This is a genomic window from Anaerorhabdus sp. (assembly GCF_036641015.1).
Lineage (GTDB): Bacteria > Bacillota_I > Bacilli_A > Erysipelotrichales > Erysipelotrichaceae > Anaerorhabdus.
Genome location: NZ_JAVWFO010000008.1, coordinates 20,606 through 38,264, shown reverse-complemented (window position 1 = coordinate 38,264; position 17,659 = coordinate 20,606). Strand labels below are relative to the sequence as shown.

Sequence of the window (17,659 nt, the reverse complement as noted above, 5' to 3'; positions counted from 1 at the left end):
TCAAAAGGCTATTGGAAATGCATAAGTGGGAGAAACCATGAAAGATACTATATTAATAATCGATGATGTCGAATTAAATTGTAAAATATTGATGGAATGCTTAGGAAATCGATATGATTACTTACAAGCTAGTAATGGCAAAGAAGCTTTAGAAATATTAGAAATTTATCATACAAATATAGAAGCAATACTATTAGATATAGTTATGCCAATTATGGATGGGTATGAATTTTTAAGTGAATTTAAGAAGATTAAAGCTTACCAAGAAATTCCAGTAATTGCGATGACAGGCGAAGAACTTAATGAAGTAGAAGAGAAAATAATTGAGGCAGGAGCTGTAGATTTTTTTGAGAAACCATATAATCAAGCAATAATACGTAATCGTTTGAGAAATACATTGAATTTAACACGTGCTTTAAAAGCAGGGAGAACAGATGGCTTAACAGGACTACTTAATCGTGGAGCATTTCGTCATGAAATAGAAACTTATTTGATAGAAAATAAGAAACCAGCAGCAGTGATGATTATCGATATTGATAATTTTAAAAGAGTTAATGATGTTTATGGGCATTTCTTTGGTGATAAAGTCTTAATCGAATTTGCTAATATTATGTTAGATTGTTGTAGTGAAAATAGCGCGATTGGAAGACTTGGCGGAGATGAGTTCATAGTTTTACTTAAAGAAGTTGAAAGTACTGAACAAGTAAAGAAAATTTCAAACGATATTATAAATAAGTTTAATAAAGCGATGTCTCAATTTGAGGGTGAAGTTCCTTCGTGCTCAATAGGTATTTCTTGTTATCCACAAGACGGAATTTCAATAAGTGAAATATATTTACATGCCGATGAAGCATTATATAACGCCAAAAGACTTGGTAAATCAAAAAGTAGTTTTTATTTAGATGGTCAAAAAGTATTACCTAAATCAATATCAGTTGTGGGTAAAGAATGGATTTTAGAATCGTTAAATGCATATATTTATATCGTAGATTTAGAAAGTAATTATCTATACTATGTAAATAATAAAGTGGCACAGGTCATGAATGACAGAGATATTTTTGTCGAAGAAGATATTACTAAATGTTTTGACATTGAGGCAGAAATAAAGGAAATAAATTCAAATTTACTAGAGAATAAGCATTCAAATAAAATATTTAACAAAAATGGCAAAGATGTTATTTCTATATCTAATATTACTAAATGGGGAGAATCGAATTGTGCTAAGATACAGGTCTTCATTGAATTGGATAAGGAGTAAAGAATGGATGTTATACAATATTTAAATGAGATCGGTTGTGATACTAATAATGCATTGGAAAGAGTTAATAAAGATAAAACATTTTATGTAAGTTGTTTGATTGATTTAATTCAAGATCAAAATTTTAATCAATTAATTGATGCAGTTAATCAAGGAAATTTAGAGCAAGCTTTTTTTAGAGCACATACATTAAAAGGCATTCTTGCAAATTTAGGAATTACTCCGTTTTATCAAGAAATAGTTCCGCTTGTTGAACTATTAAGAGAGAGTAATATGAAAGATGCAAAAATACCATGTAATTTATTTATAGTTAAGTATGAAAAGTTTATAAATGACTTAAAATTTAAAGTAAGCTACTAAAGTTGGTAAATAAAGTTTTATAAAAATCTAGAAGGTGACTTGTATCGGGGTCACCTTTTCTATATATAAAGTAAAATGGATGTTCTAACTTGAATCCTTTTAGATTTAATGTTGAAAGTTTATTGTTTTTAATTTCTTTATTTGCGACACCTTCATATAAAAATGTAACAGCATTTGTTTTAGCAACAATTTCTTTTATTAGTGTAAAACTTCCAAGTTCTATACATTCACTAAACGATTTAAATGAGTCATTTTTTTGTAGTAGCCAATTTTCAAATATTTCTCTAGTGCCAGAGCAAGGTTCACGCAATACCAAAGGAAACTGATGTAGTTGATTAATCGTTACTGATTTATTCGCATACGGATGAGAATGTGATACAACAGGGATAAATGGCACTTTAATTAGTTCGATTGATTCAAATATATCATTATCAAATAATCCTTCTACAAGAGCACAATCAAGATTACCATTGCTTAATTCATGTAATATAGTTGTAGTATTACTTACAGATATTCTAATTCTTTCTTTACTAAAATTAAATTGCTTTTTAATTAATCTTGGTAAATAATAATCAGCAATTGATAAGGATGCGCCTAAACACATCGGGTTAATTGTTTTCTTTAATTGTAATTTGAATTTATCTTCATTAGCTTTTTGTAAACTCAAATAATTATATAGTAATTTACCTGATTCAGTTAATTTGATAGAACGTTTAGAACTATCTATTAGTTTACAATCATAATAATCTTCTAGCTTATGAATATGCTGTGTTACTGCAGGTTGAGTCATGTGCAAAGATTCAGCTGCAGCAGTATAACTTTCATAATGAACAACAGCGATAAATGTCTCTATTTTAATATCTAACATAAAACCTCCATATATAAAAAATATTTATATAACATAATATATCATAATTGGTAATTATATAAAAGGAGTGATATATTAAAAACGTTGGAATTTAAGAGGGGGAGAAATATGAAGAAAAAAGCTGATAAGAAAATGCTTTGGCAATTATTTTGTTCCACATTCATGTTAAGTGCATGCACATTTGGTGGAGGGTTTGTCATAGTTTCATTAATGAAAAAAGAATTTGTTGAAAAACTATGTTGGTTAGAAGAGGATGAGATGTTGGATGTAACAGCAATTGCTCAATCATCACCAGGACCAATACCGGTGAATGCATCTGTTATATTGGGATATAGAATGGGTGGAATAGTGGGATCATTTGTTGCGGTTGTTGGAACGATATTACCACCAATGGTTATTATTTCAATTATTGCGATATTCTATGAACAGTTTAGATCAAATATAATTATTGCAACAGCATTGCAAGTTATGCGTGCAGGTGTTGCGGCAGTAATCTTTGACGTTGTGTTAAATTTGGCTAAAAATGTAGTAGCAACTAAACGAGTATTATATATTGGATTAATGGGTACTGCCTTTTTTTGTGCAGTTGTGTTAAACATGAGTGCGATGCTTATTATTGTTGCATGTTTGGCAATTGGATTTATTGATTTAGGATATGATTGTTTTTTTAATAAAAGGAAAGTTGGTGTTAATGAATGATATTATTACTTAAACTATTCTTTAGCTTTATACAAGTTGGATTATTTTCAGTAGGTGGTGGTTATGCAGCGATTCCATTAATTCAAAATCAAATCGTAAATGTGCATGGATTAATGACTATGGCAGAGTTTACAGACTTAATCACGATTGCAGAAATGACTCCTGGTCCAATTTCTATAAACTCAGCTACATTTGTAGGAACTCGTCTTGCAGGCCCATTTGGCGCAATAATATGCTCTATAGGTTGTGTCATTCCTGCTTTTATTATTTGTTTATTGTTAGCGCATTTCTATTATAAATATCGTAACTTTGGTGGTGTTCAAACAGTGTTATCAGCGCTTAGACCAGCGGTAGTTGCAATGATTGCTTCAGCAGGTTTATCAATTTTAATTCTAGGGTTATTTAACTCTGATTTACAATCAATTGTAATAAGTGATTTTAGAATTATTGAATTTGTATTATTTATAGTTGCATTATTCTTGTTAAGAAAATATAAGCTAAATGCAATATCTGTTATCTTTGGTACAGGTGTAATAGGAACGCTTATTTACTTACCAACACTAATAAAATAATTAATTTTCACATTTTTTAATATACTTAATTGACTACTAAATTAATTAAGGATATAGTAAAAATAGAGCTTGGAGGGAAATATGGAATACGCAATAGTATATGTTTCAAAAACAGGCAACACAAAAAAGTTAGTAGATATCATCAAAAAATGCATTCCTGGGGATTGTGTCTATGAAGGTGATGTAACAAAAACGGAGAATTTACCAGAACTTGTATTTGTAGGATCAGGTGCAGAAAATGGCAATTTTTATCCAACAATACTGGAGTTTCTAAAAAATTCTCGTAACAAAAATATCTTCTTATTTGGAACAGTAAGATTTCAAAAAACACAAACGTATTATGATCGAGTTATTAAGAATGTTAAGACATGTATTTATCCAGGTAATAAATTATTGGGTGAATTTCTATGCCAAGGTAAAATGCCTTTATCTATCAAAGAAAAATGTGAAAAGATGGATAGAAAAACTGCAAAGTTTGATATTGATGCATTTTTAAAAGGATTTGATGAAACATCAAAACATCCAAATGAGGATGATTACAAAAATTTTGAAAAGATATTAAGTCGAGTATTTCCTAAATGATTGGTTAGCCCAGTCATTTTTTTTCTTAAAAATTAAGATATTCTAAAGTTTATGCTTATGACTAAATTAATGACTATATCTATGATAAAATAGAGTAGGTTTGAAAGGGTGATGAAATGGTTAAGAAATCAACTGTAAGAAATAAAAAAATTGCAATCTTTATTATATTAATCGCATTAATTTGTGGCATTAGTCTAAGTGTTATGCTTATAAATGAATACATTCCAGAGCCTCTTAAACAAGTTAGTAGTCATGATGAGAAAGTAAACTTAATAAAAAAAATACAGAAAGATTTTTCAATAGCTTTGTATTATCCAAAACTTGAGAATACTATTGGAGAAACAGTTGCACTGGAAGCTGAAAAGATTTTTACTAATATTATAGATATGAAAGAAGAATTAATAAAAGATGATGCATCAGTAATGTTATTGATAGATTATAAACTGAAAGAAATCTCTGATTCAATCATTCAAATACGATTTGAAATAGTTGATAAAAATAATCCAGAAGGTTACTATCCTTCTCAAACTATTTTATTGGATAAGAATACAGGTAATAGAATTGATACAACACAAAGTTTCGATGATATAGCATTACGATTAATGAGACAGAACTTAAGAAATATGTGTAAGGAGAATGCAGATACAAAAGAGTTAGGATTCTCAAGAGTCTTTTTGGAGAAAACAGCAGATGATATAAATATATTTTCAAACTTCTATATAGAAGGTAATGAATTAGTATTTATTATTGATGAGTTTGAACAACCAATTATATTTAGACAAAATGCTGAAGAAATTGCAAATCATATAAATTTAAATTTAGGAATTATTCAAACGATAGAGGATCCTGTTGTTTATATCCCTAATAGATACATAGATCCAAGTAGACCAATGGTAGCAATAACATTTGATGATGGACCACATCTTGAAAATACGCCTCAAATACTTGAAGTATTACGCAGGTATGATAGTGCAGCAACATTCTTTGTAGTAGGTAATCGCATTGGGGAAAAAGGAAGTCAAGTAGTGTTAAATGAAATTGAATCAGGTAGCCAAGTAGGAAGTCATTCTTATAGTCATCCAAATATGGCCAGGATGAAAAATTTAGATGAACAGTTTTATTTAACACCAACTAAAGTATATGAAGATGTAAGTAAATGGTGTTATCAAATATCGTTATTTAGACCACCATATGGTGCAGTAAGTAAACGAATGGCAAACGAGTCTCCATTTCCATTTATAATGTGGAATATAGATACAATGGATTGGAAAACAAGAGATGTTCAAAGTACTGTAAATGAAATAATGAATAAAGCTAAAGATGGCGATATTATTTTGATGCATGATATTCATGTAGAATCTAAAGATGCATTTATTGAAGTAGTACCAAAGTTAATCGATTCAGGATTTCAATTGGTAACCGTAAGTGAAATGATGAATGCCAAGGGAATAACGATGGAAAATGGTAAGAAGTATTTTAGTGCGAATTAAAAATCAATCGATGAAGTGATACAATAAAAGTAGACTACCCAAAAAAGTATAGTCTACTTTTATTTAATCAGTTTGCAATTATTTTATATTTGTAATGATGAGAAAACATTTCCCAATGAATCTTGAATGATTAAATCTGCTTGATCATCATAAGCTGTAGCAGTTTTATTTATAAGAACCAAATGTTTGCCTTTAAAGAATCTTAGAAATCCAGCGGCAGGATACACTGATAACGATGTGCCGCAAATAATTAGTAAATCAGCACTTTGTATTAGCGAACATGCTACATCTATATCGGTTTCATTTAATGATTCTTCATATAAAACAACATCGGGTTTAATTAAACCGCCACAAGCACATATAGGAGTTAAATCTTTACTTAGTATTTCGGGAAGTGAGTAGAATTTTTTACATTCAGTACAGTAATTCCTATGTATTGATCCATGTAATTCAATTACAGCTTTAGATCCTGCTAATTGATGTAAACCATCAATATTTTGAGTAATAACACCAAGACATTTGTTTAATTGTTCAAGTTTGGCGATGGCAAGATGTGCTATATTTGCTTTAGCATCTGGATATATCATTTTATTATGATAGAATCGATAAAATTCATTTGGGTTGTTACAAAAGAAATGATGGCTTAAAATAGTCTCAGGTGGAAAATCATAATCTTGGTTATATAAGCCTGATGTACTGCGAAAATCAGGAATATTACTTTCTGTTGATATTCCTGCACCAGTAAAAAAAACAATTTTATTGCTAGAATCAATATATTCTTGGAGTTGCTTGATTTTATCCATAAAGTACCTCAGTAATATTATAGTACGGGAGATAGTAGAATGAAAGTTAATGAAAAAATAGAAAATTGGTATGATGAAAATAAGCGAGAATTACCATTTCGTAAAACAAATGACCCATATTCAATTTGGGTAAGTGAAATCATGGCACAACAAACGCGAATTGATACGATGATACCATATTACAATAGATGGATGACTAAGTGGCCTACGATAGAATCATTAGCGAATGCCGATATTAATGATGTATTGCATCTATGGCAAGGATTGGGATATTATAATCGCGCTAGGAAACTACATGAAGGTGCAATAACAATCAAAGAAAGATTTAATGGTATATTTCCTAATAATTTAGATGATATACTATCTATCAATGGAATTGGTGAGTATACGGCAGGAGCGATATTAAGTGTTTGTTTTAATAAGGAACAGCCTGCTGTAGATGGCAATGTGTTTCGTGTTGTAACTAGAGTAAAGGCTTGGGATGATGATATAACTAAACAAGCAACTCGAAAAAAAGTTACGATGTTATGTGCAAAATGGATGAAAGATTCACAACCATCAAAATTTACACAAGGGTTAATGGAAATAGGTGCAATGGTATGCACCCCAAAGAATCCAAGTTGTTTGTTATGTCCACTTGTTGATGATTGTAAAGCCCATAAATTGGGTGAAGAAGAAAAGTATCCAGTAAAAACAAAAGCAAAAGCACCACAGGAATTAGAAGTGTATACTTATGTATTAATAAACAATGATGAAATATGCATTAGCCAAGATGATTCAGATGGATTAATGAAAGATTTATATCGTTTGCCTCAATTTTCATCTGCATTAAATATTGAAACAACTAAACTTAAAAAGAGAAAACATGTGTTTTCTCATCGTATTTGGCAAATGAATTGTTTTTATAAGGAATTAGATAATAAGATACAGTTAGATCATTGTAAATGGATTAAAATTAATGATTTAAAACAATATCCATTAGTTACAGCGCATAAAAAACTATTAATCAGTGTAATAGGAAAGCATATCTTTTAACATAGAAGTAATTTCATCTACTAGGCTTAAAGGTGAGATTACTTTTATTTTTGTTCGAAATTGTAATAACCAACTTATAAAAGTTAAAGAACTAGTAGTTTGAATAGTAACTGTATAAATACCTAGTTCAAGTTTTTGGAATATAATATCTTGACCAAATGAATCAATAACAGTACTTATTATTGATTCATCTACTTGTAATGTAATTGTTTCAATATTACCAATGGACATATTAAAATTTGTGCTTTGATATTTCTGTAAATTAAAGCGTTTTTTTTCAATTTTTTCTATTTGTTGTAGATCATCCATTTTATCAACTCGATAATGGGAAAAAGAATTATGTTTAGTTGAGTAACCAACACAATAGTATCTTTGATTTTCGTAAATTAATGCATAGGGTATCAACGAATAATATGTCGCATCTTTACGATATTTCTTTTCGTTTTTCAATGTTAAATCAAAATATCTAAACTCAATAGACATATTATTATGTATTGCGGTTTGTAGTGAATCTAAAGAGTAAAAAACCTGTTCATTTTTGAATTTCTTATTATTTAATAAAATTTGTTTTCGTAATTCATTTGCATCATGGCAATTAGTTAGACTTAATAAACGCTCATTTAGTGATTCAGTTTTCTTTTTAGTTAAAAAATCTGACGAAGAAATGGCATCAATTAAAATTTTTAATTCCACTAAATCAAAATCTGAAGAAGCTAAAAAGTATCCAACTGGTGGTTTGCTTGAGTACAGAATATCTAATCCCCAGTCTTTAAGAGTTTCAATGTCAGAGTAAATAGCTTTTCGTTCAGATTGAATACCTTGTGACTCTAAATAATCTATTATCATTGGCATTTTTACTGGGTGTTGCTCGTTAGTCCTGTGCTGGAAAAAATCTAATAAGAGTAATATCCTGGCTTTCTTGTTCATATTTATCACCAATATCATTTTAACACAGTGTACCAAAAATAGGACAGTGAATATTTTATAAAGTGTTAAAGTATAAACACTTGATGGAGGTAGTTAATATGAAAACAAGAAATGAGTTATATTTTACTGTAGCTTGCTTAGTACTTGCTTATGATTATGCTTGGAGTAACTATGCACTGCCATCCATAGTTATGGCCTTTATCGCAATATCACTGGCATATTATTTTGCTAGACCATCAAGGAAAGAGACGTTACATTTATTTGTACGCTCAATGAGCATCCTAAGTATTGAGGCAATTGTATTTCTATTTATTTTCCAAGAAACTAGCACTTGGTTAAATCCTTTCTTAGCAGGAAGTACAATTGTCTTTTGCGGATGCTGGAGTCTTGTATATCAAAAATCAAAAATTAAAGTAAAAAATATGTTTGAAAGATTTCTAACAGGGACATTTTTAATTTCAATATGTTTTCTAGTGATACCACTAATTCTATTTATGAATAATTCAATAATGCAATATCAAATAACTGTATTTTTAGTAGGGATGATAATGCCTATAATGTTAACTCTAGGTATTCAAGTTACAAAATTTAAGTTAAGCATGACTTACTCATTACGCAAAAGAATTAATGTATAATTATTATTCGATTTTATCACTGTAATAGTTTATAATGATTAGACTGAGGTGAAGAATTATGATTAATATGATAGTTAAAAGGTTTGTTAAAGACTATGAAAATGTAACTGATGAAACAGTACGTGCAAGATATGGAACATTAAGTAGCCTTGTTGGTATTGTGTGTAATATCCTTTTATTTTGTCTGAAAATGATTTTAGGTATTCTATCACAATCAATTGCAATTACTTCTGATGCTTTTAATAATCTATCAGATTCAGCAAGCTGTATTGTTACTTTATTTGGTTATAAGCTAGCGGCCAAACCAGCTGATAAAGATCATCCTTTTGGACATGGACGAATTGAATATATAGTAAGTTTGATAATTGCGGTTATTATTTTATTAGTTGGATTTGAATTGTTTAAATCATCATTTGAGAAGATTTTGAATCCAACACCAATACATTTTAGTTGGGTAGTACTAGTCTCATTATTACTTTCCATATTTGTAAAATTTTGGATGAGTTATTTTAATCGAACGTTGGGTAAAAGAATTAATAATAGTGCAATGATTGCAACTAGCAAAGATAGTCAAAATGATGTTATTGCGACAAGCGCTACTGTTATTGCTTTAGTGGGATCTTCATTTACTTCTTTACCATTAGATGGAGCTATGGGTATTTTAGTTTCGGTGTTTGTATTTATTTCGGGATGTGGAATTATTAAGTCAACATTTGATGATTTAATTGGTCAGCCAGCAGATGAAGAAATTGTGGAACAAATTAAAAATATTATTACAAAAGAACCACAAATACTTGGTGTACATGATTTAATTATCCATACATATGGTCCTGGAAAAATGATTGGAAGTGTTCATGTTGAAGTAAATAGTAATCAAAGTTTCTTAATCATACATGATGTTGTTGACGAAATAGAAAGAAAAATTGCAAATGACTTACATATTATGATGACAATTCATATGGATCCGATTGAACAAGATAATGAAATTGTTAATCAATACAAGGAAATCATTGAAAATATACTAATAAAAATAAATAGTAATTTGTCTATGCATGATTTTAGATTGGTAAGTGGTCCTACGCACATAAATTTAATTTTTGATGTCTTAGTTCCATACGAGTTAAAAATTAATGATGATGATCTTAAAAAAAATATTGATAATGAACTTAGTAAATACATGTCTAATGTATATACAGTAATCACATTTGATCGAGGTTACTATTAAAAAATAGTTTGGCTTTTAGCCAAACTATTTATTTGCTTCAATCATGAATTCGCAAACTTTATTTGCGTAATCAATAGGATCTTCTACTGGTAGTCCTTCAATTAATAAAGCTTGATTGTAAAGAACATCAGCATAATTCTTAACTGCATCTGGATTCTTTTCGTATAGCTTTTGTAATGTTTTGAAGATTTCATGATTAGGATTAATTTCTAATATCTTACTAGCTTTAATTCCTTGATTCATAGGAGATTGTGCTAATACTTTTTCCATTTCTAAAGAAATACCATCTTCAGATACTAGACAAACTGGATGAGATTTAAGACGTGAAGAAATTCTTACTTCTTTTACTTTTGCTGATAAAGCATCTTTCATTGAAGTTAATAATGATTCATTTTCTTTAGCTTTTTCTTCTTTATCTTTCTTTTCCTCTTCAGTATCCAGACCTAAATCGCCTTGATTTACTGATTTGAATTTTTTATCTTTATAAGTTTGAAGAATATTGATAGCAAATTCATCAACATCATCTAAGAAATAAAGAACTTCGTATTCTTTTTCTTGAAGTCGTTCCATTTGAGGTAATTTTTTAATTGTCTCGATTGAATCTCCACAAGCATAATAAATAAATTCTTGTCCTTCTTGCATACGATCAATGTATTCTTGAAGTGTTACATATTTGTCTTCTTTACTTGATTTAAATAATATTAAATCTTGTAATTGATCTTTATGCATTCCATAGTCTTGATATAGACCATATTTAAGTGTTAATCCAAAGTTAGTAAAGAATTTTTCATATTCTTCACGTTCTTTCTTTAACATATCTTCAAGACTTGATTTGATTTTCTTTTCAACACTTGCTGCAAGAGATTTCATTTGACGATCTTGTTGTAAAATTTCACGTGAAATATTTAAGTTTAAATCATCACTATCGACTAATCCTTTTACAAAACGGAAATAGTCTGGTAATAAGTCTTTAGCTTTATCCATAATGAATACGCCCTTGCAATAAAGTTGTAATCCAGGTTCGTAGTCAGCGTTATAGAAATTGTATGGAGCTTTTGATGGAATGAATAATAATGCGTTATAAGAAATATTTCCTTCTACATTGTAGTGGATAACCTTTTGAGGATTTTCCCAGTCCATAAATTTATTTTTGTAAAAATCATCATATTCATCTTTCTTAACTTTTTTCTTGTTTTTCTTCCATAATGGAATCATTGAGTTAAGAGTTTTATCTTCAATGATTGTTTCCATTTCTTCAGGATTATCTTTTTTAGGTTGACTAGTTTCTACTAACATTTGAATTGGATAACGAACGTAATCAGAGTATTTTGTAACTAACTCTTGAATAGTATAAGAGTCTAAATATTCACTATACTTCTCTTCATCACTATCATCTTTAAGTTCAAGAATAATTTTAGTACCAATGTCTTCTTTTGTAATAGGGTTAATCGAATAACCATCTTCACCAGAACTTACCCAAGCAAATGATTCACCTGTAGTAATAGATTTTGTTTCAACGATTATTTTCTTTGCTACCATAAATGCTGAGTAAAAACCAACACCAAATTGTCCAATAATATCGATGTTTTTATCAGCATCTTCTAAACCTTTTTTAAATTCTAGAGATCCACTTCTTGCGATAGTACCAAGATTGTTTTCTAATTCTTTATCGGTCATACCAATACCAGTATCAGTAAGGGTTAGGGTACGGTTGTCTTTATCGATATCGATGTGAATCTTTAAATCCTTTTTATCTATACGTTTTGTATCATCAGTTAGTGATAAATAATAACGTTTATCTAAAGCGTCTGATGCATTTGAAATTAATTCTCTAAGGAAAATTTCACGATTCGTATAAATTGAGTGAATCATTAAATCAAGTAGTCTTTTAGACTCTGCCTTAAATTGCTTGTTTGCCATTAAATATTCCTCCTTTAGCACTCGATTATATTGACTGCTAAATAAATATATCATGTTCTTATAATAAATTCAAGTATTTAGAAAGTATATTTAAATATATGAGGGTAGAAATAAGCAGGGGCATTTTTTGGTAAAATCGATACTGTCTATACTATCGAGAATAGGCTAACTAAACTTGGGAATATGAGTTATTATTTAAGAGATAGGGAGGGTTTTATGCTGTCGTTTGGAGCGAAAATAAAGTATTTCAGAAAAAAATATAATCATACGCAAAAACAATTAGGGAGGTTGTGTGGAATTAGTGGCAAAGCAATATCGCGGTACGAGAATGAAACATCTGCACCAGATATTTTTATGTTGAAAAAAATAGCAGAAATTTATGATACAGATCTTAATTACTTAGCGGGGATATCGAGTAAGGTAAATAACAAATTTGATCTTGAACTGTCTGGTATAGAATTGGATTTAATTATGTGGTATCGAAAGATACCTAAGAAAATGCAAAAAATCATAAAAAAAATAATACGTGTAAGTTTCCAAGATGATACAATATCTTATAGTGATCAATCGGAAGTTTCACCATGCGTAAATGAAAACAAAGACGATGAAAAATAAAATTATGATATAATTTTAAAAGAAAGTGGTAACATACATCGTAAATTAATTGATAGTTAGTTAACATTATCAAGTTTAGTCAATAGTTACTATTGCGTGTTTAAACCTGAATTCTAAAGTAGGGTTTAAGTGTAGACATTAGCTAATTCAAATAAGATGTGAAAGTTGAGATATAACTTATTTAATTTGAAAAGGTTATTGTCACTTATACAGTAATGTTTATTTGCGATAAATTATCATGCGATAAAAGCTATTGAAGGAGAGGTGTAGTCGAGCGTAACTCGAAATGATATGAAAATAGTAAGTGCATGTTTGGCGGGAATTAACTGCAAGTATAACGGTAGTAATTATCTTGTTCAGGAAATTAAAGATATGGTTAATTGCAATGAAGCAATAGCCGTGTGCCCAGAGGTTTTAGGTGGTCTAAAGATACCAAGAGATCCCGCTGAGATTATTAATGGTAAAGTAATAACTGTAAACGGTATTGATGTTACTAAAGAATATGAATTAGGTGCTTTAAGAACGTTAGAGAAATGTCAAAAATATGAGGTTGATCAAGTCATACTAAAATCAAATAGTCCAAGTTGTGGTGTTGGGTGTATTTATGATGGAAACTTTAATGGTACAATTATTAATGGAAATGGAAAAACAGCCGAGCTATTACTCAAACATGGTTATTGTGTAATAAGTGACATAGAATATAAAAAGAAGGACTAAGCCTTCTTGTAATGCATTAAATAGAAATCAATTGTAATATCTAAATCATTAATACAATTGATTTTTTCTTTGTCTTCAAGTGATGTTTTAAAGTAATAAGGAGTCATCATAAATAAATTTTTTAAATCATCATTGTTATTGATATTTATGGAAGTTGTAATTCTAATTGTTTCCATTAGTTCTAGTGTTGTTAATTTATTTGGGGCTTCATTTTTGTAAGGAGTATCATAAATAACTTCCTTAAGTTGATATAAATGGTTCTCGGCAGGAAATACACAGAAGAAATGTCCGTTTGGTTTTAAACAGCGTTTTATTTCTTCTTCAGCAATTGGTGCAAATATCGTTGTCATACAATCGATACTTTCACTCTCAATAGGGCAATCAAAGATTGATGCGACAATATATTGGGTAGATTTATCGTGTTTACTAGCATAAGTAATAGCATCTTTAGATAAATCAATTCCTATTTTATGGATTACTGGCATATCGGTTGTGTAGTATCCCTCACCACATGCTAAATCACATAGCGTGATAGGATTAACTTTTGCAATTTCTTGATTAAGGCGATCTTTTAATATTTTGTAATAGTTTTTTGACAAAAAGTTAGATCTTGCAAGAACCATCTCTTTATTATCGCCATGAACTTTGGATTGATTATTAATAAAAAGGTTTAGATAACCACTTTTAGCTAAATCAAAAGAATGATTGTTTTTACAAACAAATGTCCGTTCTTGTTTGGTTAAGTTAGTGTGACAATGTGGGCATTGTAGTATCATAGTTAATCTCCTTGATAAATATTGTAACACGATATAGTAATCAAAAGACAAAACAAGTATAATAAATTCGAGGTGGAAATTATGACGAAAATTATAGGACAAATTACAATGAAAAATGGAGCAGTGATTCCATTTGAACTTTACCCAGATGAAGCTCCAATTACAGTAGAAAACTTTGTAAAACTAATTAAAGAAGGTTATTATGATGGAAAAACATTTCATCGTGTAATTCCTCACTTTGTATCTCAAGGGGGTTGCCCTTATGGTACAGGTGCTGGAGATCTTGGATATACAATTCCATGCGAAACTAAAAATAACCCGCACAAGCACATCCCAGGTGCTATTTCTATGGCACATGCTGGTAAAGATACTGGTTGTTGCCAATTCTTCATCGTGCATGATGCGCAACCCCATTTAGATGGTGTTCATACAGTATTCGGACAAGTTACTGATAACTTAGGAGCTGTAAGAAATATGCAAAATGGCGATATTATGGAAAAAGTAGAAATACTATAAAAATAATATATGACGCGAAGTGATATAAAAAAATATTTCATGGTAATTCTAGGTGCTACCATGTTTTCGCTTGCGACAAATCTATTTATTGTTCCTCATGGATTATACAATGGTGGTTTTGTCGGGGTAGCCCAACTAGTAATTGAATTAATTAATCGTTTTACATCACTTAATTTATCAAATAATTTGGTGGGGATGGTTAACTTTATTATCAATATACCTATATTCATCTTTACTTATCGTTTAATAAGTAAAAAGTTTTTCTTTGCATCACTAGTAGGTATGCTGGTGATAACTGCTACTTTATCATTGATACCCGTTTCAAGCGCACCAATTTTGGAAGATACATTAGCATCTTGCGTTATTGGAGCAATTCTTGGAGGATTAGGTATTGGATTAGCTCTTCAATATGGTGGTAGTGGTGGAGGTATGGACATTCTTGGTGTTTATGCAGCACTAAAATGGAAAGGATTTAGCGTAGGTAAATTACAATTATTTATAAATGTTGTGATTTATTGCTTGTGTGCTATTCTATTTGACATATCTACAGCAATTTATTCAATTATATTTCAATTCTTATTTTCAATGGTAATTGACAAAATACACTATCAAAACATTGAAATCAACGCTATGGTATTTACTAAGAACGCAGATATCAAGCATCATATCAATAGTGAGATGGGTAGAGGCGTTACTTTCTGGCAAGGCTTTGGAGCATATACAAATCAAGAAACTGAAGTATTTGTAGTGGTAATAAGTAAACTTGAAGTACATCGCTTAGAAAAGTTAATACGTGATTTAGATAGCAAAGCATTTATTATATTTTCAGAGAGCTATCGTGTTTCAGGTGGCTTTGAAAAGAGATTGGTTGAGAAATAGGCTAGTTTATAATTTATAAACTAGTTTTTCTTTTTATTAAGTAGATTAAAAGAAATATACAATGAAATGTCATTGTAAGAGGTTACATTTATAAATTTGCTATGCTACAATCAAACTAGATATAGGAGGAATCTTATGCGTGATATGATTTATGTGACAGGTCATAGAAATCCTGACACAGATTCAATTTGTTCAGCAATTGCTTATGCTAGTTTAAAAGAACAGCTAGGTTTTTCAGCGGTTGCATGTAGAATTGGTGAAATTAATACAGAGACATCATATGTATTAAAGAAATTTGATGTTCAAGCTCCTTTACTGATTGAGAATGCGAAATGTCGATTAGAGGATATTGATATCGATACAGCATCATTGATTAGCCCTGATTTAACCATTAAAAAGGCTTGGGAAAAGATTACTTTAGGTAAAAATAAGAGTTTATTTGTCGTTGATGATGAAAATAACTTAAAGGGTGTTGTCTCAATGTCAAATATATCTGATGTTCAAATGAAAGATATTGAACAAGTCCAAGAGTTGATGAAAACTGTACCACTCTCTAATATTACTGAAACGATTGAAGGTGTACTACTAGTTACTCCTAAAAATTATCATTGCGATGGAGAAGTTAAAATTATGATTTCTCGCAATAATAATTTCTTAGATGAAGAATTTGTAGATAGTATTATCATAATGAGTGATAATGAAGAACTACAAGAGAAAGCTATCGATAAAAAAGTAGCTTGTTTAATAATAACCGAAGATAAGGATGTATCGGATAAGATTATCCAAAAAGCGATTGAAAGTGATGTTGCGATTATTACAACACCTTATGATGCAATGAAGGTAGCACGTTATGTGTATCAAACACCACCGGTATCGATGATAATGACAAAAGATATAGTTACTTTTAAAATAACTGATTATGTTGATGATGTTTCGAAACGTATGAGTAAGACACGTTATCGTTCGTATCCAGTAATTGATAGAAAAGGTCATGTTATTGGGGCAGTATCACGTTTCCATTTATTTTCATATAGTCATAAGAAATTTATCTTATTGGATCATAACGAAGCATCTCAAAGTGTTGAATCACTTGAGGTAGCGGATGTATTGGAAATCATTGATCATCATCGTATAGGTGATATTGAAACAAATAGTCCAATTAATTTTAGAAATCAAAACTTAGGTAGTACAGCTAGTATTATTGCGACAATGTATAAAGAATTTAGAGTTAATCCTACTAAAGAAGTAGCTGGGTTATTATGTTGTGCAATTATATCAGATACTATGAATTTCAATAGTCCAACGACAACAGAAGTTGATAAAGAAATAGCAAGAGGACTTGCGGAAATTGCTGAAATAGATTTAGATCAATTAGCGATAGAAATGTTTGAAGCAGTTGCGACTCTACGTGGATTATCATTTAGCGAGATTCTTTATAATGATTTTAAAGAATATTCCATTGAAGGATTTAGAATTGCTATTGGACAAATTAATATTCTGGATATCAAAGAATTGGAAATCATAAGAAGAGAATTTGTATCATATATGGATAAAATTAATGCAATTAACAAATATGATTTACTTGTAATGACATTTACTAATGTAGAAGGTAAAGGATCTAATTTTATATACATGGGTAAACTATCATGGGTAATTGAAGAAATATTTGAAGGACAAAAAGAAAATGAAGTCTTATTTGCTAAAGACATCGTTTCAAGAAAGAAACAAATTATTCCAAGATTATCTGCTGTATTAAAACTAGCGTAAAATAAAGACTTAAGA

19 protein-coding genes are annotated in these 17,659 nt (G+C 29.8%); 14 read left to right on the top strand and 5 right to left on the bottom strand.

What is annotated here, in order from left to right:
- The first annotated feature begins 37 nt into the window (after positions 1-37).
- Positions 38-1,258: a GGDEF domain-containing response regulator gene (locus RR430_RS02390; RefSeq protein WP_332486574.1), complete on the top strand. Its 1,221-nt coding sequence runs from the start codon at positions 38-40 to the stop codon at positions 1,256-1,258.
- A gap of 3 nt (positions 1,259-1,261) precedes the next feature.
- Positions 1,262-1,618, top strand: coding sequence for an Hpt domain-containing protein (locus tag RR430_RS02385; RefSeq protein WP_332486572.1), 357 nt, complete (start codon positions 1,262-1,264; stop codon positions 1,616-1,618).
- Here RR430_RS02385 and RR430_RS02380 read toward each other — a convergent pair.
- The gene (locus tag RR430_RS02380; protein ID WP_332486571.1) at positions 1,602-2,486 is read right to left on the bottom strand and encodes a LysR family transcriptional regulator; all 885 of its coding nucleotides are present in this window, start codon (positions 2,484-2,486) and stop codon (positions 1,602-1,604) included. The genes RR430_RS02385 and RR430_RS02380 overlap by 17 nt on opposite strands.
- 108 nt (positions 2,487-2,594) lie before the next feature.
- On the opposite strand from RR430_RS02380, the gene RR430_RS02375 reads away from it, so the two are divergent.
- The 4 genes from RR430_RS02375 (at position 2,595) to RR430_RS02360 (ending at position 5,829) form a co-directional block, all read left to right on the top strand.
- Positions 2,595-3,185: a chromate transporter gene (locus tag RR430_RS02375; protein ID WP_332486570.1), complete on the top strand. Its 591-nt coding sequence runs from the start codon at positions 2,595-2,597 to the stop codon at positions 3,183-3,185.
- Positions 3,182-3,757, top strand: coding sequence for a chromate transporter (locus RR430_RS02370; RefSeq protein ID WP_442878261.1), 576 nt, complete (start codon positions 3,182-3,184; stop codon positions 3,755-3,757). Before RR430_RS02375 ends, RR430_RS02370 begins: the two co-directional genes overlap by 4 nt.
- Positions 3,758-3,838: 81 nt before the next feature.
- Positions 3,839-4,339, top strand: a complete 501-nt coding sequence (locus RR430_RS02365; protein WP_332486569.1) for a flavodoxin family protein — start codon at positions 3,839-3,841, stop codon at positions 4,337-4,339.
- 116 nt (positions 4,340-4,455) lie between these two features.
- The gene (locus tag RR430_RS02360; RefSeq protein WP_332486568.1) at positions 4,456-5,829 is read left to right on the top strand and encodes a polysaccharide deacetylase family protein; all 1,374 of its coding nucleotides are present in this window, start codon (positions 4,456-4,458) and stop codon (positions 5,827-5,829) included.
- Positions 5,830-5,912: 83 nt separating this feature from the next.
- On the opposite strand, the gene RR430_RS02355 is transcribed toward RR430_RS02360, so the two are convergent.
- A complete protein-coding gene (locus RR430_RS02355; RefSeq protein WP_332486566.1) occupies positions 5,913-6,632 on the bottom strand; it encodes an NAD-dependent protein deacylase in 720 nt (239 codons plus the stop codon).
- Positions 6,633-6,671: 39 nt separating this feature from the next.
- On the opposite strand from RR430_RS02355, the gene mutY reads away from it, so the two are divergent.
- Entirely contained in the window at positions 6,672-7,667 is a 996-nt protein-coding gene (gene mutY, locus RR430_RS02350) for an A/G-specific adenine glycosylase (protein ID WP_332486565.1), read from the top strand.
- Here the strand turns inward: mutY and RR430_RS02345 are convergent.
- Entirely contained in the window at positions 7,635-8,594 is a 960-nt protein-coding gene (locus RR430_RS02345; protein WP_332508600.1) for a helix-turn-helix transcriptional regulator, read from the bottom strand. The two genes, mutY and RR430_RS02345, sit on opposite strands and share 33 nt — an antisense overlap.
- Positions 8,595-8,692: 98 nt before the next feature.
- On the opposite strand from RR430_RS02345, the gene RR430_RS02340 reads away from it, so the two are divergent.
- Both RR430_RS02340 and RR430_RS02335 read left to right on the top strand, forming a co-directional pair.
- Complete coding sequence (locus RR430_RS02340; protein ID WP_332486563.1) at positions 8,693-9,229, top strand: hypothetical protein; 537 nt, start codon at positions 8,693-8,695, stop codon at positions 9,227-9,229.
- Between the two features lie 58 nt (positions 9,230-9,287).
- On the top strand, positions 9,288-10,454 hold the full coding sequence (locus RR430_RS02335) for a cation diffusion facilitator family transporter (RefSeq protein WP_332486562.1): 1,167 nt from the start codon (positions 9,288-9,290) through the stop codon (positions 10,452-10,454).
- A 24-nt stretch (positions 10,455-10,478) separates the two neighbouring features.
- On the opposite strand, the gene htpG is transcribed toward RR430_RS02335, so the two are convergent.
- Positions 10,479-12,374: a molecular chaperone HtpG gene (gene htpG, locus RR430_RS02330; protein ID WP_332486561.1), complete on the bottom strand. Its 1,896-nt coding sequence runs from the start codon at positions 12,372-12,374 to the stop codon at positions 10,479-10,481.
- Between the two features lie 216 nt (positions 12,375-12,590).
- Here htpG and RR430_RS02325 point away from each other — a divergent pair, with 216 nt between their 5' ends.
- Together RR430_RS02325 and RR430_RS02320 are read left to right on the top strand one after the other, a co-directional pair.
- Positions 12,591-12,989, top strand: coding sequence for a helix-turn-helix domain-containing protein (locus tag RR430_RS02325; RefSeq protein ID WP_332486560.1), 399 nt, complete (start codon positions 12,591-12,593; stop codon positions 12,987-12,989).
- 291 nt (positions 12,990-13,280) lie between these two features.
- Positions 13,281-13,706 carry a DUF523 domain-containing protein gene (locus tag RR430_RS02320; RefSeq protein WP_332486559.1) on the top strand — a complete coding sequence of 142 codons (426 nt, stop codon included), beginning with the start codon at positions 13,281-13,283 and terminating at the stop codon, positions 13,704-13,706.
- Here the strand turns inward: RR430_RS02320 and RR430_RS02315 are convergent.
- Positions 13,703-14,482: a putative RNA methyltransferase gene (locus tag RR430_RS02315; protein ID WP_332486558.1), complete on the bottom strand. Its 780-nt coding sequence runs from the start codon at positions 14,480-14,482 to the stop codon at positions 13,703-13,705. The genes RR430_RS02320 and RR430_RS02315 overlap by 4 nt on opposite strands.
- Positions 14,483-14,563: 81 nt before the next feature.
- Between RR430_RS02315 and RR430_RS02310 the strand changes: the two genes are divergently transcribed.
- The 3 genes from RR430_RS02310 (at position 14,564) to RR430_RS02300 (ending at position 17,644) form a co-directional block, all read left to right on the top strand.
- A complete protein-coding gene (locus tag RR430_RS02310) occupies positions 14,564-14,998 on the top strand; it encodes a peptidylprolyl isomerase (protein WP_442878260.1) in 435 nt (144 codons plus the stop codon).
- Positions 14,999-15,007: 9 nt separating this feature from the next.
- A complete protein-coding gene (locus tag RR430_RS02305; RefSeq protein ID WP_332486557.1) occupies positions 15,008-15,877 on the top strand; it encodes a YitT family protein in 870 nt (289 codons plus the stop codon).
- 135 nt (positions 15,878-16,012) lie between these two features.
- Positions 16,013-17,644, top strand: a complete 1,632-nt coding sequence (locus tag RR430_RS02300) for a putative manganese-dependent inorganic diphosphatase (protein ID WP_332486556.1) — start codon at positions 16,013-16,015, stop codon at positions 17,642-17,644.
- Positions 17,645-17,659 lie beyond the last annotated feature (15 nt).

Excerpts from the sequence above, each read along its gene's own strand:
- mutY (WP_332486565.1), top strand. The coding sequence starts at position 6,672 with ATGAAAGTTAATGAAAAAATAGAAAATTGGTATGATGAAAATAAGCGA.
- RR430_RS02380 (WP_332486571.1), bottom strand. The coding sequence starts at position 2,486 with ATGTTAGATATTAAAATAGAGACATTTATCGCTGTTGTTCATTATGAA.
- RR430_RS02360 (WP_332486568.1), top strand. The coding sequence starts at position 4,456 with ATGGTTAAGAAATCAACTGTAAGAAATAAAAAAATTGCAATCTTTATT.
- RR430_RS02315 (WP_332486558.1), bottom strand. The coding sequence starts at position 14,482 with ATGATACTACAATGCCCACATTGTCACACTAACTTAACCAAACAAGAA.
- RR430_RS02390 (WP_332486574.1), top strand. The coding sequence starts at position 38 with ATGAAAGATACTATATTAATAATCGATGATGTCGAATTAAATTGTAAA.
- RR430_RS02300 (WP_332486556.1), top strand. The coding sequence starts at position 16,013 with ATGCGTGATATGATTTATGTGACAGGTCATAGAAATCCTGACACAGAT.
- RR430_RS02310 (WP_442878260.1), top strand. The coding sequence starts at position 14,564 with ATGACGAAAATTATAGGACAAATTACAATGAAAAATGGAGCAGTGATT.
- RR430_RS02375 (WP_332486570.1), top strand. The coding sequence starts at position 2,595 with ATGAAGAAAAAAGCTGATAAGAAAATGCTTTGGCAATTATTTTGTTCC.
- RR430_RS02370 (WP_442878261.1), top strand. The coding sequence starts at position 3,182 with ATGATATTATTACTTAAACTATTCTTTAGCTTTATACAAGTTGGATTA.
- RR430_RS02340 (WP_332486563.1), top strand. The coding sequence starts at position 8,693 with ATGAAAACAAGAAATGAGTTATATTTTACTGTAGCTTGCTTAGTACTT.
- RR430_RS02355 (WP_332486566.1), bottom strand. The coding sequence starts at position 6,632 with ATGGATAAAATCAAGCAACTCCAAGAATATATTGATTCTAGCAATAAA.
- RR430_RS02335 (WP_332486562.1), top strand. The coding sequence starts at position 9,288 with ATGATTAATATGATAGTTAAAAGGTTTGTTAAAGACTATGAAAATGTA.
- RR430_RS02320 (WP_332486559.1), top strand. The coding sequence starts at position 13,281 with ATGAAAATAGTAAGTGCATGTTTGGCGGGAATTAACTGCAAGTATAAC.
- RR430_RS02345 (WP_332508600.1), bottom strand. The coding sequence starts at position 8,594 with ATGAACAAGAAAGCCAGGATATTACTCTTATTAGATTTTTTCCAGCAC.
- RR430_RS02385 (WP_332486572.1), top strand. The coding sequence starts at position 1,262 with ATGGATGTTATACAATATTTAAATGAGATCGGTTGTGATACTAATAAT.
- RR430_RS02305 (WP_332486557.1), top strand. The coding sequence starts at position 15,008 with ATGACGCGAAGTGATATAAAAAAATATTTCATGGTAATTCTAGGTGCT.
- htpG (WP_332486561.1), bottom strand. The coding sequence starts at position 12,374 with ATGGCAAACAAGCAATTTAAGGCAGAGTCTAAAAGACTACTTGATTTA.
- RR430_RS02325 (WP_332486560.1), top strand. The coding sequence starts at position 12,591 with ATGCTGTCGTTTGGAGCGAAAATAAAGTATTTCAGAAAAAAATATAAT.
- RR430_RS02365 (WP_332486569.1), top strand. The coding sequence starts at position 3,839 with ATGGAATACGCAATAGTATATGTTTCAAAAACAGGCAACACAAAAAAG.